Source organism: Acidaminococcus intestini DSM 21505, assembly GCF_000425045.1.
GTDB lineage: Bacteria > Bacillota > Negativicutes > Acidaminococcales > Acidaminococcaceae > Acidaminococcus > Acidaminococcus intestini.
In genome coordinates, this window is record NZ_AULA01000011.1 from 1 (window position 1) to 16135 (window position 16135).

The 16135-nt window shown below is 48.5% G+C and carries 12 protein-coding genes; 9 read left to right on the top strand and 3 right to left on the bottom strand.

The features are described 5' to 3' along the window. The 9 genes from H503_RS0104800 to H503_RS0104845 form a co-directional block, all read left to right on the top strand. Nucleotides 1-314 (top strand): transposase (locus H503_RS0104800; protein ID WP_162141331.1); only part of this gene is annotated, 314 nt, incomplete at its 5' end. A gap of 48 nt (nucleotides 315-362) precedes the next feature. Then, nucleotides 363-773, top strand: coding sequence for a GntT/GntP/DsdX family permease (locus H503_RS0104805; protein ID WP_026385496.1), 411 nt, complete (start codon nucleotides 363-365; stop codon nucleotides 771-773). A gap of 103 nt (nucleotides 774-876) precedes the next feature. Beyond that, entirely contained in the window at nucleotides 877-2661 is a 1785-nt protein-coding gene (locus H503_RS0104810; RefSeq protein WP_016459888.1) for a sigma-54 interaction domain-containing protein, read from the top strand. A 1839-nt stretch (nucleotides 2662-4500) separates the two neighbouring features. Continuing rightward, nucleotides 4501-5694 (top strand): diaminopropionate ammonia-lyase, encoded by a 1194-nt coding sequence (gene dpaL, locus H503_RS0104820; RefSeq protein WP_016459890.1) that lies wholly within the window; start codon nucleotides 4501-4503, stop codon nucleotides 5692-5694. Nucleotides 5695-5733: 39 nt separating this feature from the next. Then, on the top strand, nucleotides 5734-6918 hold the full coding sequence (locus tag H503_RS0104825; protein WP_026385499.1) for a YgeY family selenium metabolism-linked hydrolase: 1185 nt from the start codon (nucleotides 5734-5736) through the stop codon (nucleotides 6916-6918). A gap of 128 nt (nucleotides 6919-7046) precedes the next feature. Next, a complete protein-coding gene (locus tag H503_RS0104830) occupies nucleotides 7047-8522 on the top strand; it encodes a sodium:solute symporter family protein (protein WP_016459892.1) in 1476 nt (491 codons plus the stop codon). A 28-nt stretch (nucleotides 8523-8550) separates the two neighbouring features. After that, on the top strand, nucleotides 8551-10155 hold the full coding sequence (locus H503_RS0104835) for an N-acyl-D-amino-acid deacylase family protein (protein WP_016459893.1): 1605 nt from the start codon (nucleotides 8551-8553) through the stop codon (nucleotides 10153-10155). Next, on the top strand, nucleotides 10155-10538 hold the full coding sequence (locus H503_RS0104840) for a RidA family protein (protein ID WP_016459894.1): 384 nt from the start codon (nucleotides 10155-10157) through the stop codon (nucleotides 10536-10538). Before H503_RS0104835 ends, H503_RS0104840 begins: the two co-directional genes overlap by 1 nt. Nucleotides 10539-10687: 149 nt before the next feature. Continuing rightward, nucleotides 10688-12034: an MATE family efflux transporter gene (locus H503_RS0104845; RefSeq protein WP_016459895.1), complete on the top strand. Its 1347-nt coding sequence runs from the start codon at nucleotides 10688-10690 to the stop codon at nucleotides 12032-12034. Between the two features lie 116 nt (nucleotides 12035-12150). Here H503_RS0104845 and H503_RS12825 read toward each other — a convergent pair whose 3' ends face one another. From H503_RS12825 to H503_RS0104865, 3 genes are all read right to left on the bottom strand, one after another. After that, a complete protein-coding gene (locus H503_RS12825) occupies nucleotides 12151-12279 on the bottom strand; it encodes a hypothetical protein (protein ID WP_255345174.1) in 129 nt (42 codons plus the stop codon). 434 nt (nucleotides 12280-12713) lie between these two features. Further along, a complete protein-coding gene (gene citF / locus H503_RS0104855) occupies nucleotides 12714-14273 on the bottom strand; it encodes a citrate lyase subunit alpha (RefSeq protein WP_016459897.1) in 1560 nt (519 codons plus the stop codon). A gap of 201 nt (nucleotides 14274-14474) precedes the next feature. Then, complete coding sequence (locus H503_RS0104865) at nucleotides 14475-15779, bottom strand: 2-hydroxycarboxylate transporter family protein (RefSeq protein ID WP_016459898.1); 1305 nt, start codon at nucleotides 15777-15779, stop codon at nucleotides 14475-14477. Between the last annotated feature and the right edge of the window lie 356 nt (nucleotides 15780-16135).

Below are 16135 nucleotides of genomic sequence, written 5' to 3' on the forward strand. Positions count from 1 at the left end.
GATTCAAGGATCATACCAACATTTCTTGGGCACTTTCAGCATGGATAGACCTGGTAAAAAGCGCTGATTTACCGGAAATGAACTCTCTGGTTAAGTCCTTTACCTATTGGTACGAAGAAATTAGGAGCGCCCTTATATATCCTTACTCCAACGGCTTTACTGAAGGCTGCAACAATAAAATCAAGGTGTTAAAACGTGTCTCATTTGGTCTGCGCAATTTTGAGCGCTTTCGTAATAGGATCTTGTACATTAACACACGCAACGAAAAAGGACACGCACTGTATTCAGTGCATGTCCTCTCCAGGAGTGCATAGACACTTTAGCACCCCAAAATTTGACAAAGAACCGATGCTGGGTCCATTGTGTTTATTACGGCAGCTGGCGGTGCTTTGGGTGCGGTTTTGAAACAGTCTCATGCAGGGGCAAGTCTTGCAAACCTTGTCATTAATACGGGGCTTCCATTTATTTTGATCCCCTTCGTTATTTCTGGTCTTCTGAAAATCGTTCAAGGTTCTGGTACGGTCGCTGTTGTTACGGCTGCTACCTTGTGTGCGCCGATTGCTTCCAAACTGGGTCTTAATCCTATTCTGATTTTCCTTGCTTCCGGTGCGGGCGCCCGCAGCTGCTGTCATGTCAATGACAGTTTCTTCTGGGTTTACACGAACTGCATGGGCTTTGATATGAAAACAGGGCTTCGCACGTTGTCCATCAGCAATGTCGCGATGGCTCTCGGAGGACTTTTTGCGACCTATATTGCAAGTCTTGTCCTATAATAGGATACTCATCTCGAGGGATCAAGCTTTCGTTGGGTCCCTCTTTCTTTTTTTCTCAAAATGAGATAGCATGATGGGGAAGAATGCAGTGTGGGAGGTCGTCATGGAAAAAGGTGCGCAGATAGTGACGGATCTATACGAGATCCAAGATGTGGTACAGCGTTATACGGACATTATTTCCATCATTGCCGATGTCGATGTTGAAGTTGTAGATGAGCATTTGGTCAGAATTGCCGGGACGGGGCTTTTTGCGGATGTGGTCAACAAGGATATGTCCGGTGAGGGCTATGTCTATCGAAAGGTTCTTGCGACGGGAGAACGGTCGGTTATTTACCAACCGGGCGAAGAAATTATTTGTCGGGATTGCCCTCATTTTATGAACTGTAAGGAAGAAATCGAAATTGCCATGCCGATTTTTGGCGGGGAGCCGCGGCGGGCCATTGGTGTCATTGGGCTTGTTGGCAGCTCGCGGGAACAAAAGATGACCATTCTTTCGAAGGAGGCGTCCTTCCTTGCTTTTGTGGAGCAGATTGCTGATTTCATTTCCGTAAAGAGTCAGGAAAGAAAGGAAAGTGCACGCCGAGAAGCGCTTTTGGGAACGCTCCATACGACCCTTGAAAATATCCAGCAGGGCACGCTTGTCATTGGAACAGACCATAGCATCACCATGACCAATCGCTCGGCCCAGGAGCAGCTTGAAGATGACAATCTTGTGGGGAAAAAGGTTCTTATTGAGGCGACGGGAGACACGCTGAATCGCTATGCTGAATACCGTGTGACTGTAGGGGAACGGGCATACCATCTCATGGGATCCTATATGAAGATTCCCCAAAAGATCCGCGATTATGAAGGTGTCCTCATTTTTTATCGGAGCCGGGAAATCAAGAACCAATATTTTGAGACGGCTTTTGTACCACATGGCGATAAGGACAGCATCTTGGGGTCAAGCCCTGCAACGCTGCATCTCAAGGAAGAAATCGAACGAGTTGCGCCTTCTTCTTCGACCGTCCTCATTACGGGCGAAAGTGGAACGGGAAAGGAAATGGTAGCAACGTCCATTTGGCGGGAAGGCAGCCGGAAGGAAGGCCGTTTTATCGCTTTGAACTGCGCCGCCATTCCTGAAAATCTTATGGAATCCGAGCTTTTTGGCTATGTCAAAGGGGCCTTTACGGGAGCGGATCCGAATGGGCGCATGGGGAAATTTGAACTTGCAAATGGTGGGGTCATCTTCCTTGATGAAATTGGCGATATGCCCTTATATCTGCAGTCCAAACTGCTGCGCGTCCTGCAGGAACGGCAGATTGTGCGTATCGGGTCAAACCAACTTGTCGATATTGATGTAAGGGTCATTGCTGCGACCAATAAGGACTTGAAGAAGATGGTCGAGGAAAAGCAGTTCCGTGAAGATCTCTACTATCGGCTCAATGTCATTCCCATCCATATCGAGCCGTTGCGCAATCGCAAGGAAGATATTGAAGAACTATCCGTTCATTATATAAGAAGGTTTTCATCGCTGCTCGGCAAATCAGAACCGCGGATTACAGAAGATTTGATGGAGACACTCAAGCGATATCCTTGGCCAGGTAATGTGCGGGAACTCGAAAACGTCATGGAGTATATGGTAAATCTAGCAGTTCCGGGAGGAGATCTTGATGTAGATCTTTTACCAAAGGAAATGCGAAAGACCCCAAATCAGGACGCTCACGTGGCAGCATCCGATTTGGGGATAGAGGCCCCCATTGTGCCCCTTGTAGAACTTGAAGAAGCGGCTATCCGCAGGGCTTTACTCCGTTATGGGCGCAGCGGAGAAGGAAAGCTCAAGGCTGCCCAAGCCTTGGGACTGAGTAAGGCGACGTTGTATCGTAAAATCAAAGAATATGGGGTGTAGTCGGAGCAAAAATCGCTCCGAGCAACAGGCTGGCAAGCTGTCACGAGTCTTTGGCTTTGACTGTCTCGCGGCCAAAGCTGCAGCTTTCGAGCTAAAGGCTTGCTGTGATGCTATATAGCTGAGGATGCCTTCGGCAGCTGGCTGAGGCGGAATGCATAGAAAAAAGAGCCTTCCTTGGCTAAGGCGCTCCGCTTGGCTAAAGGAGTGCAAACACTCCTGGCAAAAAGACCGGACGGGAAAAGACAGCAGCGCCGGACCCAAACCGTCCCTTTTTCGAAGTGTGGGGCCCGAATTAAATTCGCCCTCAAACATGTTTCTCGGACTTTCGCTATTGCTCCAAAAGCGTCTTTCGAAACTCCGGGCGAATATGCCTTTCTATCGCTCGAGAGGAAACGTCGCTGCGCTCCTCATCCACCACCAAAAAGACCTGCCTGCTGCAGCGCAGCATCAAGTGGCTTTTGGGCCCCCGCCTTGGTAAGACGGATCGATGCTGCGCATCGAGTTCTAAGGGAAAAGATCGGACGAAGGACGTTCCAGCAACTGCCATCGTGCTTTCTACGTTTCAAAAGGACCCGCTTCTTACAAAACTCGAATATAAGATAAGAGCCCAAAACCGAACCTATCTCTACGTTTGGTTTTGGACCTTTCTTATGTTCTTTTGCCTTGCAATCTTTTTCCTTATATTCTTTTCTTCCAATTGCTTTTTATGAATTCGGTTCAGATGGGTTCAGATACGAGGAGTCCCCGCTTCCACCGACGACGACGGACCTGAGACGTCAGCAATCCGCTAGCGCAGCGACGCGGGAGCTGTTGCGCGAAGGTTCTCTGAAGCGGCGCCACCAAAAATAAATCGGCGACGCGTGAGTTTCTTTGCGGCCAGAGGCCAGTACGTCTAGGAGGTTGAGGTCGCGGGCGACAAAGTAGATGGGCCCATATGGACTGAAGATTGCAAAAAGCTTCCGCGTTGATAAGCTGGGCGCTGGAAGTGACGACACATGGTTAGGAAAGGAAGCACCCAGACGTAAAAAATCAGCAAACGTGGGACGGTCCATCGTACGATAGGCCATGAGGCTATTATTTTCACAAAGTCTTTTTTAAGCAATGGCCTCACGTTCTTCATCAAATCAGCCCGATTTTTGGGCTGAGTAAAAATATATGCCCGACGTCTCCTTACGAGCCATCCACGATAGCCGCTTATAGGTTGTACCTTAAGATCCGTGATACGAGATAGTGTGGCTCTCGGCGAAACCATTAGCCTGTTGGTAACCAATCCACGTATAACAGAATAGGCCAAAGCCGGAGACGGAGGCTGTGAACCCCTAGCTCTTGCCATATGCTGCCAGGTACTATCTTTGGGTCAAGTATGAGGGAAAAGATTTTTGGAAACCGTCTTGACAAAGGTCACTTCATAACAGCGGCTAGCGAGGAGCATTTTTCGATGGTTCAAGACCGATAATCGCAAGACACCGTCGAAGCGATTCGGTTGCAGGCCCGTGTTATCGAAAAATTTATTCGGCGCCCTCCGGTCGGAACGCTTTGGCGTCGTGCCGTACGAACTCTCAAAGAATTCTAAGGCGTTTTTAAGGGGAGATACCATAAAGTAAGTTTGCGCCTTCTGGCCCTTCTTTTTTAATCTCAAAATGAGAAAAATCTCAAAATGAGAAGCTATATATTCTCATTTTGAGATTTTTTGTTTTCGTTCCCAGGTCTTCCTATTTGGCCAATAATCCTGACCACATGCTCCCATGCGATTTTAGGCTCTTTTATTTCACTTTTTCATTTTTGGCACGATAGTTGCTATATATAAAGTGAAAAGAATTTTTGAGAGGAGTTAGCGTCATGACAAAAGACTTTCAAATGGTTCATAAGACTCACGCCGACAAGAAGTGCAGCCTGGACTTTTTAAGCCGTTCTGTTGAGGAAAATGTGCGTGCCTATCATCGCAGTTTCCCTGTCTACAAGGAGACACCCCTCGCCTGTCTCAAGGAAACGGCAAAGGCCCTTGGCGTTTCTTCCATCTATGTAAAAGACGAGTCCTATCGTTTCGGTCTCAATGCGTTCAAGGTCCTAGGCGGGAGCTATGCCATGGGTCACTATCTTGCCGATAAGCTTGGCATCGATATGAAGGAGGTCACCTATGAGAAACTGACAAGCGAAGAAACGCGCAAGGCGCTCGGGGATATTACCTTTGTCACGGCAACCGATGGCAATCATGGCCGCGGCGTTGCTTGGACGGCAAACCAGCTCCGTCAGCATTCCGTGGTCTACATGCCGGAAGGTTCAGCTGAAGAACGACTTATGAATATTCGGGCTGAAGGTGCTGAGGCATCCATTACGGATCTTAACTATGATGATGCTGTTCGTCTTGCTAATCGCAATGCAGAGGAAAAAGGTTGGGTCATGGTCCAGGATACGGCATGGGAAGGCTATGAGGATATTCCTCGTTGGATCATGCAGGGATATGGTACCATGGGTCTTGAGGCCTATGAACAGCTGCCGGAAAAACCAACTCATATCTTCTTGCAGGCTGGGGTCGGATCCCTTGCGGGTGCGATTACGGGGCTATTCTCCTCCTTATATGGAGATGAAAAGCCCATCATCGGCATTGTGGAACCGGATCAGGCCGACTGTCTTTTCCGAACGGCAAAAGCCGACGACGGTAAACTTCACCCTGTAACAGGTCATATGCGGACCATCATGGCTGGTCTTGCCTGCGGTGAACCCTGCAGCATTGGCTGGCAGGTCCTGTCGGATTATGCGGACTTCTTCATTTCCTGTCCGGATTACGCAGCCGCACAAGGCATGCGAATTTTAGGGAATCCAATGGGAAAGGATCAGAAGGTTGTTTCTGGAGAGAGCGGTGCTGCTGCCTTTGGGGCCGTTAGCGAAATCCTGCGCAATCCTGAGCTTAAGGAGCTGAAGGAAGCTCTGAAACTTAATGAAAACTCCAGAATCCTCTTCTTCAGTACGGAAGGGGATACGGACAAAGAAAATTATCGCCGCATCGTTTGGGATGGGCTGTATGCGAAATAAAAATCAACTAAACAGGTAAAAATGAGGAGGCAAATTCAAATGATTAACCAAGAAGTCAAAGATCAAGCTATTGCATTGTGTCAAAAACTTGTTCAACAGCAGAGCTATTCCGGTCATGAAGATGGCGTTGCCAAAGTACTCGAAGAAACGTATAAGGCCAATGGGTTCGATTCTGTTCACATCGATAAGTACGGCAACATTATTGGATGCATCAAAGGAAAACGGCCGGGTAAGAAGATCCTTTTTGATGGACATATGGATACGGTTCCTGTAACGAATGAAAAGGAATGGATCCATCCTCCTTTTGCGGCTGAAATTCATGATGGCAAGATTTATGGTCGTGGTACGACAGACATGAAGGGTGCCATTGCAGCTTACACGACGGCAGCTATTGCATTCGCAAAAGATACGAATAAAGACTTTGCCGGAGAAATCTATGTTGATGGCGTTGTTCATGAAGAATGCTTTGAAGGTGTTGGTTCCCGCTCTATCAGCGCTTATGTAAAACCTGATATTGTTGTTATCGGTGAAGCTTCTCAGTGCAACCTGAAAGTAGGCCAGCGCGGACGTGCCGAAATCGTTGTGGAAACCTTCGGCAAACCCTGCCACAGCGCCAACCCTGAAAAAGGAATCAACGCTGTATATAAAATGGCTCGTGTTATTGAAGCCATTCGTACGATTGTTCCGCCAGAACATCCCGTTCTCGGGAAGGGTATCTTGGAATTGGTTGACGTGAAATCGGCTCCTTATCCTGGCGCCTCTGTTGTTCCTGAATATTGCCGCGCAACCTATGACCGTCGTTTGCTTGTCGGCGAAACCAAAGAAAGTGTATTGGCTCCGATTGTTGCCCTTATGGATAAACTGATGGCAGATGATCCGGAACTTAAGGTAAAAGTCTCCTATGCTGTAGGTAAGGAAAAATGTTACACCGGAGAAACTGTCGAAGGTGAACGTTTCTTCCCTGGCTGGCTCTTTGACAAGGATGCTGAATTTGTTCAAGCAGTCAAAAAAGAACTGAATGAACGCGGTTATGATCCTGAAATCACTCAATACAATTTCTGCACTAACGGCAGCCATTATGCTGGAGAAGCTGGCATTCAGACCTTTGGCCTTGGCCCTTCCCGTGAAAATTTGGCCCATACAGTCAGTGAATATGTTGAAGTGGACAGCTTGGCCAAAGTAACGGATTGCTATTATGGCGTTCTAAAAGCTTTGATGAAATAAGCAAAATAAAGAACGGGTGCTGTCTAGGTTTTCCACTGGGCTTAGACAGCAAATTCCTTATTTTATCCGATAAATAATCTGATAAAAGGGAATAATCGTATAAAAGTGGTGATGAGGAGATGAATAATATGAGTCAAAAGCAAATTACAGCTTTAATTATTATTTTTCTGTATATGATTGCTACAATTGCAATCGGATTAATTGTATCCAAGATGAAATCTAAGAAAAAAGCTTCTCAGAGCAATGAAGATTTTTTGATGGCCGGAAAATCTCTTGGCCCATTAACTTTGGCAGGTACGCTTTTTGCTGCCAATACAGGCGGGGCCAGTACTACAGGTATCGCAACCAATGTTTTCCAATACGGTCTTTCTGCAAGCTGGTACGTTATTGCTGGAGGTATCGGTTTCATCTTAGTATCTTTTATTGCTCCTTATTTTAGACGGGCGGCTGCTTCCACGGTTCCTCAAATCATTGGGAAACGTTACGGAAAACCGTCTCATATGGTAACGGCATTTACATCGATTGCAGCACTTTTTATGGCAACTGGGGCCCAGATCATTGCAACAGCATCCATTATTAACGTCGTAACGGGGATTAGTTTTCAAACAGCCGCTGTCATTACAACCGCTGTTGTTATCCTTTATACAATGGTTGGCGGTTTTGCCTCTGTTGCAGCGGCAAATATGATGCATGTTCTATTCATCACTATTGGTATGGCAGTTGCTATGTTTATTATGGCAGAAAATCCTGCTGTGGGCGGTTTTTCGGCACTATTCGCTAAAGCAGCAGCTATGAAGACGGCAACGGGTGCTGACATGAACATGCTCAGTATGACGAAAATTGGTGTTCCAACGGTTATTGGCTACATTGTTATGTATTGTATGACTTTCCCTACGGGGCAAGAAATTGTCCAGACATTCTGCTCTGCTAAAGATGGTAAATCCGCAAAGATTGGTTCTGTTCTTACCGGCATTCTTTCCGCAGTTTATGCAATTGTTCCTGCCATGATCGGTCTTATGGCATACACTTGTATTGATGGATATGCTGTAAGTCAACAGAAAAATGCATTGGCTGATGCAACGATGCAGTTTGCACCGTCTATTATTGCTGGCATTATCCTCGCTGCTGTTGTCGCAGCTACAATGAGTTCTGCTTCCGGTAACATGATTGGTACGGCAACAATGTTCACAAATGACGTATATCGGCCCTATATCCGTGGCGGTGTTCATGATGATAAGAAGGAAATTTTGGTTTCCCGCGTTGTTATGACCATTGTTGGGCTTGTTGGTCTTGGTGTAGCTCTTACTGCCTCGAACATTATCTCTGTTATGATGAGTGCTTTTGCCCTGAGAAGTGCGGGTCCGTTTGCAGCCTTTATTGGGGGGTTATTCTGCAAGAATGTAACGAAAGATGCCGGGTTCCTGTCTATCTTAAGCGGTACGGCTGTTGCGGCCTATTGGACCTATGCTCTTAAATCTCCCTTTGGACTTAGTGCTATGGTTCCTGGCGGCATTGTGGCATTTGCAGTGCTCTTCATTGTTTCTAAGTATCAAATTAGCCGTGGTGTAGAAGCAGCGGCTCCAATCGAACTGGATAAAGAATAACTTAATTAGAATAGAAGGAGGAAATAAAATGAAGACTTTGTTGAAAAATGGTGTCGTTGTCGATGGCTCTGGCTCCAACCGTTATCAAGCGGATGTTCTGATTGATGGCGATAAAATTGTAAAAATCGGTAAGATTGATGCGGCAGACGGCGCTGAAGTCATTGACGTGACTGGTCTCGTTGTTGCCCCTGGATTCATTGATACGCACAGCCACAGTGATCTCCAGATTCTTGTTGATCCTGAAGTTCGTCCTAAGGTCATGCAGGGAATCACGACGGAAATCTTGGGGCAAGATGGAATCTCCATGGCTCCACTGCCGGAAAAATATATCAGTCCTTGGAGAAAGAACCTGGCTGGTCTTGATGGTGACTCCGATCAGGTAAATTATCATTATCGTGATACAGCAGGGTATCTTAAGATGATTGATGATGTAAAACCAGGTCCTAACGAATGCTACCTCGTTCCTCATGGCAATGTCCGTATGGAAGCAATGGGCCTTGATAACCGCCAACCTACGGATGAGGAACTACAGAAGATGAAGGACATTGTCCGTCGGGAAATGGAAAATGGTGCTATCGGGCTTTCCACGGGGCTTATCTATATGCCCTGTGCTTATGGTCAAACCAAGGAAGTTGTTGAAATGTGCAAAGTTGTCGCTGAATATGATGGCCGTTTTGTCATTCATCAGCGCAGCGAAGCAGACACCATTCTTGATTCGATGAAAGAGGTTATCCAAATTGGTAAGGAGTCTGGCGTTAAGATCCATTATTCGCACTTCAAAGTCTGCGGTCGTAAGAACTGGGACAAAATTGATGGAATGATTCAGCTTCTTGAAGAAGCTGAAAAAGAAGGTATCGACGTCTCCTTTGATCAATATCCGTATGTAGCAGGCAGCACGATGCTGGGGGTCATCCTGCCGCCTTGGGTTCATGATGGCGGGACCAATAAGGTCATTGAACGTCTCAACGATCCGGAACTTCGCAAAAAAATGGTCTATGATATCGAACACGGTATCCCTGGATGGGATAACTTTGTTGATTTTGCTGGCCTCGATCAAATCTATGTAACAAGTGTCAAGACGGATAAGAATAAGGATGCTGTTGGTTTGTCACTGATTGAATTAGGTAAGCTAAGAGGGAAAGATCCCTATGATGCAACTTTCGATCTTCTCCGTGACGAAGAAAATGCTGTAGGCATGGTTGACTTCTATGGTACAGAAGACCATGTGAAACTCTTCATGAAACGCCCGGAAATGAACGTCTGCACGGATGGACTTTTGGGCGGAAAACCGCATCCTCGTGTTTATGGTGCTTTCCCGCGTGTTCTTGGTAAATATGTTCGTGAAGATAAGGCCCTGACCCTTGAACAAGCTGTATATAAGATGACAGGTAAACCAGCAGCTACCTTCAATATCAAAAATCGTGGCCAAATTAAGGAAGGAGCCTACGCTGATATTACTGTCTTCAACCCTGATACGGTCATTGACAAAGGCACATTTACAGACCCGACTCAATACCCGGAAGGAATCGAATACGTCATGGTAAATGGTGTATTTGAAGTTGCTGGTGGAAAATATACAGGCAGGAGAAATGGTACTGTTCTCAGAAAAAAAGGAAAAGAGGTTGTAAAATAATGAAAAAGCAAATTATCTCTACGAAAAATGCCCCTTCTGCTGTAGGGCCTTACGTCCAAGGCATCAAGGCCGGCAATACGGTTTATGTATCGGGCCAGCTTGGCATTGATGTAGCGCTTGGAAAACTGCCGGATACGCTGGAAGCCCAAGCCCACGCGTCCATGAAGAATCTTGGCGCAATCCTAAAGGAAGCGGGTGCTTCCTACGGAGATATTGTAAAAACGACGATCTTTCTTCAGGATATGAATGATTTTGGGAAGGTCAATGAAATCTATAAATCCTATTTTACGGATGGATTCCCAGCCCGCTCCTGCGTGGAAATCGGGAAGCTACCGCTGGGTGGTCTCGTCGAAGTGGAATGTGTTGCCGTCATCGATGACTGAATAAGAACAACCGTCCTCTCCAGTTGGGAGAGGGCGGTTTTTTGATTCTTCCTTAAGCCAAGTATCATTAAAATCGTAGTTGCACCGATTTCCCTTAGGTATATAATAGATAGGCACACTAGGAATTTTTGAGAATGTGGGTGGTTTAGATGAGCCGAGCGCAAATCAATATGCTGGAAGGATCCCTTGTGGGACCTATTTTTCAATTTGCAATCCCTGTTGCAATGATTGGTATCCTGCAGCAGATGTTCAATACTGCAGATATTATGGTCTTGGGCCGTTTTGTTGGGACGGAGGCCCTTGCCGCGGTGGGCAACAATGCACCTGTCATTGGGGTTCTCGTTAATCTTTTCCTGGGGATTTCCCTCGGCGCCAATGTGCTGATTGCCCGGAAACTTGGCGGAGGACGGCTGAAGGAAGCTTCTGAAGCGATTCATACAACGGTCCTTATGGCCGGACTCACGGGGCTTTTTATCCTTGTCGTGGGCGAAATCTTTGCGGGACCCCTCATGGGCTGGATGGGGGTTCCTCTTGAGGTGCGGGAGGCTTCGGAATTATATCTGCGCGTCTATCTATTGGGAATGCCAGGGATGACGCTCTATGACTTTTTATCGGCCATTTACCGCAGTCATGGCAATGTCAGGACGCCGCTTCTTTCCCTTGTAACGGCAAGTATCGTCAATATTGCAGGCAATTTGCTGGCTGTCTTTTTAGGGTTTGGCCTTGCCGGCGTTGTAACCGTGACCGCTATCGCAAACTATATCAGTTCGGGTCTTCTCCTGCGTCTTTTGCGTTATGAACATGGGGTGCTCCATTTTTATCCCGGTGCCATCCGCGTCCGCATGGAGGACATCAAGGAAATCCTTCGCGTTGGTGTGCCGGCAGGTATCCAGGGGATGGTCTTTAATTTTTCGAACCTTGTTATCCAGTCGGCCATCAACAGCGAAGGGTCTCTTGCCATGGCTGCTTCGGCAGCGGCCTATGTCCTTGAAATCAATACCTATCCTTTTATCAATGCTTTTGGGCAGGCGGTGACGACTTTTACCAGTCAGAACTTTGGTGCGGGCAATATCAAGCGTTGTTTGAACGTAGTGAAAAAAGGCCTGACGCTGAACTTTGGCTTTACCTGCTTTTTGACGGTGCTTGTCTTTTTGGCTGCGCGGCCCTTTTTGGAGGTCTTTGGCCTAGAACCTGATGCCATGGAACTTGGCATGATGCGTGTCCATATCATCATCGGCTTTTATTTTCTCTCGTCTATCTATGAAAGCCTTGCCGCATCCATGCGTGGCTTCGGAAACTCCCTTGCACCGGCTCTTGGCATGCTGGTCAGCATCGTCGGCACACGGATGCTATGGCTTGCAACGGTCTATGAGGCGGATCCGACTTTTCGGAATATCATGTGGTGCTATCCGCTTAGCTGGTTTGCCGCCGATGTACTGATTGGGGGACTCTTTGTGAGGGAGATGGGGAAGCAGAAGCGGTTAGCAAAAATTTGATGTAGAACGTGAGCCCCTTGCTTTCAGGAAAGATTACCTGAAGCAAGGGGCTCATGGCGTATCAGAGGAGGACCCGCCTCACGGTGGGGGATCGTGTAAAAGGCTGTCAAGCTGTCTTATTCGGGCAAGGCCCGAATGGCTTTCTCGCGGCCAAGGACGCGGCTATCAAGCCAAAAGACTTGGAGGGTAAAGACCGTGAGACCGGCGCCAAGTTTGTTGTCAAAGACACGTTTTCTGTCGTTCAAAAGCGATTTCTATGGTAAGGATTCACATAGTTCCAACCAGATCCAGCCCTGCCATGCGGTCTTTTCCCTTAGAACTCGATATAGCGCATCGATCCGCCTTTGCCAAGGCGGGGGTCGAAACCGGGAATTTTCCATAAGCATTGATTAACAAAATTTACCGGTTTTGGTGGTGGATGAGAAGCGCAGCGACGTTTCCTTGCAAGCGGTTAGCGAGTCAGATTCGCCCGAGTTTCGAAGGACGCTTTTAAAGCGTTAGCGAAAGTCCGAGAAACAGGTTCCCGGGCGAATCATTTTGGACCCGTTCCCCCATGAGGGGGCAGTTTGGGGCCGGCGGCGTTACATGTGCCAATGAGTACCTTAAAAGACCATAGCGTACGGCGCCATACCGGATCCTTCGGTTGTGGCGCTTTTTTAGTCAGCCCGAGTTTGACTGATTAACTCTTAGATTCACCGATCTCTCGTACGACATCGATGATCGATCCGTCCCGTGCTTCGATGATCCCTACGATGCGGTCCTTGAAGGTGACGGCATCGGGGACGCCGGCAATGGCATAGGCCCTGTCGCGCAGTTCTTCTATGGTACAGAAGGGAAGGTCGACACCTTTCATGGCGTCGATGAGGTCCTGACGCTTGGGATTGATGGCGATGCCAAAGTCCGTGATGACAACGTCCACTGTCTCGCCCGGCGTGGTAATGGTGGTGCATTCGGTCCTCACGGCAGGAATGCGGCCTTGCAGCAGCGGTACGATGACGATGGTGCATTGGGCCCCTGCCGCTGTATCTGGATGCCCGCCCTGGGCGCCTGTAACCATGCCGCTTGAGTCAACGACAACGTTGCAGTTGAAGTGGGTATCCACTTCTAAGGATGCGAGGATGACAAAGTCGAGATGATTGACGTAGGAAGCTTTGTTGAAGGGGTCTGCGTATTCACTGGTTGAGATCTCAATATGTCGGCCTGGATGATTCTTGATGCTTTCAATGGCCCCTGTATCAAAGACTTGGGCATCAACGATACGGTCAATCAGGCCTTCGTCCATCATGTCGCACATGGTCTTTGTGATGCCGCCGAGGGCAAGGCCCATATGGATGCCGTCCTTTCTCATATGTTCGGCAAGAATACCCGTCGAGGCAAGGGAAGCGCCGCCCGCACCTGTTTGGTATGAGAAGCCTTCTTTGTAGTAGGGGGTGTGGATGAGAAATTCTGTCGTATAGCGGGCCATGAGGAGCTTACGCATATCCGTTGTCGGTTTGGCTGGCCCTGTGGCAATCTTAACCGGGTCGCCAATGGCATCGACCACAACGACAGCATCCACGTCTGTCATGGAGATGGATGCCGGAATATTGGGAAAGGGGACCAGGGTGTCCGTAATGGCGACGACATAGTCTGCATACTGGGCATCGACCATGGAATAGCTCAGGACGCCGCAGTCACTTTTTCCGCCGACGGCACGGCAGTTTCCCATAGGGTCACAGGTGGGGGCGCCGATGAAGGCCATATCAATGTGTGTTTCCCCTGATTCGATGGCCCGGACACGGCCGCCGTGGCTGCGCATGATGGCGAGTTTCTTCAGTTTGCCTGTGGAAATGGCTTCGCCAATCTTGCCGCGTACACCGGAAGACTCAATGCCCGTGATCGTTCCGTCTTCAATATAGGGGACGATGGGATCATGAGCTTTTCCTAGGGAGCTGGCACAGATGGTGATGTCCTTGATGCCTATCTCATGGACAGCTTCCATGACGAGGTTCACGATATAGTCCCCTTCGCGGAAATGATGGTGGAAGCCAAAGGTCATGCCGTCATGAACCCCGCCGGCAATGAGGGCGTCCTTGATGGAGGAAAGGACCTTGCTGCGGGTTGGCACTATATGGGCGCGGGATTGATTGGCCGCGCGCCGATACACTTTTTGGTCGTTATGGAAACTGCCTTTAAAGACTTCTTTGCCGGTTCGTGCAAGGATTTCATCTGGAATTTCACGGCCGACTGCATTTTTCATAGAAAAACCTCCTTCGAGCGATGAATGGTCTTTATCTACAGCCTATTGGTTCAAGGATTGATGTGTCAAGGGGCCTTGACCTCCCCTAAAAAGGGGGACTGCTTTTTTTTATGGATTTTTGTAATCCGCGGTGTTATGGATCTGCTTTCCTTGAGAAAAAAACTTCCCGCCTCAAGGAAGCAGGAAGTTTTTGACAGGTTCTTATTTAATGAGGGCACCAAAGAGGATGGATCCGATGATCAGGACGATACCGCCGCCCAGACGGCTGGACAGCTGGGCATAGGCGATGAGGCCCATACGATGGGAAGCACCCAGTACAGCAAGGTCGCCGGAACCGCCGCGGTTTGCCATGCAAAGACCAGCGGTGATGGCAGAGTCGATGGGATAGAAGCCAACGAGCTGACCGACGATTGCGGAACCGATGATGGCGCCGACAACAATCAGGAAGGCGATGACGACGTTGCTGAGGTTGATGGCATCAATCAGCTGGTTCAGGTCCGTATCGGCACCAACGCCGACCATGATGATGAGAACGAGGCAGGAGCTCATGAAGGACTGCAGACGTTTAGCTGCTGCTTTTGTTGCGTTCGGGACAATCCCCGTCATGGCTGCAATGGTAACGATGATGATCATCCAAGCAAAGGGATGAATGGCAACACCGAAGACTTTCGGCAGGATGGCTTTACCCATGAGACGGCCGGCTGCATAGAAGCCAACGCCCATGAAGAAGGCACCGCCCATTTCCTTGATGGAAGGAATGGCATCGTTCTTTTCCGCTTCGATATCAAGGCCGGTACGGATCAGGGTGTTGCCGTCGCCGGTGAGCTGCGGATGTTTATGACCGATCTGGTTCAGGATAGCCGCCGTCAGGATGGCGAAGATGTTCGCAATGGTCAGGATCGTAATGGCGAAGGTGTAGTAGTTGGCTGCCTTGTCGCCCGTTACGGTCTCATAGATCTGGGAAAGCGGTACAGCACCGGCACCGTTGCCGCCGCCCATGATGGGAAGGACATAGTTCAGAAGGATCATATCCGGGGCAATGCCAAAGACGAGGCCGCCGGCAACTCCGAGCACGGCCGCGCCGATGAGGCCGCCAAAGATGGCAGGCAGATACCCAGCGAAGGATTTCAGCAGGAGTTTCTTTTCCAGACCAAGAATGGAACCACAGATCAGGAAGACAATGAAGAAGCTCAGGAAGTCAGCTTGATCCATGACCATGCCAACGGCTTTGGCATATTTGGCGGGAACCATCTTATTTGTAAACAGATAAGCCGAAACGAGGAAGGTCAGAACGAGACCGCCGCCGATATAGGAATTCCAGAAGGGGATGCGTTCACCGATTTCGTTGCAGATAATACCGAGGGCCAGCATGAAGGCAAAACCACCAGCAAGATCAGTGCTTAGGGAACCGGTCATAACACCTGCGGCCACAATGATGATGAAGCCGAGGCAGAGGGGCCAACTAAGGCCGAAGGGGGTGAAACTTTTCTTTTTTTCGTCGCTCATGATTGGACTCCTTTCGAAACTTGAATGGCTTTTGGGATGTGAAGGGGCAGGGGACAGCTGTCCATTTGTCACGCGCTTTCGTCAGGACCCGTAAAAAATAAAATGGCGGTCCGATGACAGTGGGCCCAAGGGAAAGGCGTGGCGCCGTTTCACATTCGCAAAAAGGGGCGCGGGCGACCCCGCAGCCAAGTGAAGGTGATACTGTTCTCAAATCCTTCACAATTGAATCCTATCATAGATTAGGTGGACTTTCAAATAACAAGTTTTAAATATAAATAATAAGAAAAACCCTATGAAATGGCTGAAATCCTTGTAATCATGCGGTATATGGACGACGACGGTAAAATTCAAATTTT

Coding starts and splice junctions, on each gene's coding strand:
- H503_RS0104840 (WP_016459894.1), top strand. CDS start 10,155: ATGAAAAAGCAAATTATCTCTACGAAAAATGCCCCTTCTGCTGTAGGG.
- dpaL (WP_016459890.1), top strand. CDS start 4,501: ATGACAAAAGACTTTCAAATGGTTCATAAGACTCACGCCGACAAGAAG.
- citF (WP_016459897.1), bottom strand. CDS start 14,273: ATGAAAAATGCAGTCGGCCGTGAAATTCCAGATGAAATCCTTGCACGA.
- H503_RS0104810 (WP_016459888.1), top strand. CDS start 877: ATGGAAAAAGGTGCGCAGATAGTGACGGATCTATACGAGATCCAAGAT.
- H503_RS0104835 (WP_016459893.1), top strand. CDS start 8,551: ATGAAGACTTTGTTGAAAAATGGTGTCGTTGTCGATGGCTCTGGCTCC.
- H503_RS0104830 (WP_016459892.1), top strand. CDS start 7,047: ATGAGTCAAAAGCAAATTACAGCTTTAATTATTATTTTTCTGTATATG.
- H503_RS0104845 (WP_016459895.1), top strand. CDS start 10,688: ATGAGCCGAGCGCAAATCAATATGCTGGAAGGATCCCTTGTGGGACCT.
- H503_RS0104825 (WP_026385499.1), top strand. CDS start 5,734: ATGATTAACCAAGAAGTCAAAGATCAAGCTATTGCATTGTGTCAAAAA.
- H503_RS0104865 (WP_016459898.1), bottom strand. CDS start 15,779: ATGAGCGACGAAAAAAAGAAAAGTTTCACCCCCTTCGGCCTTAGTTGG.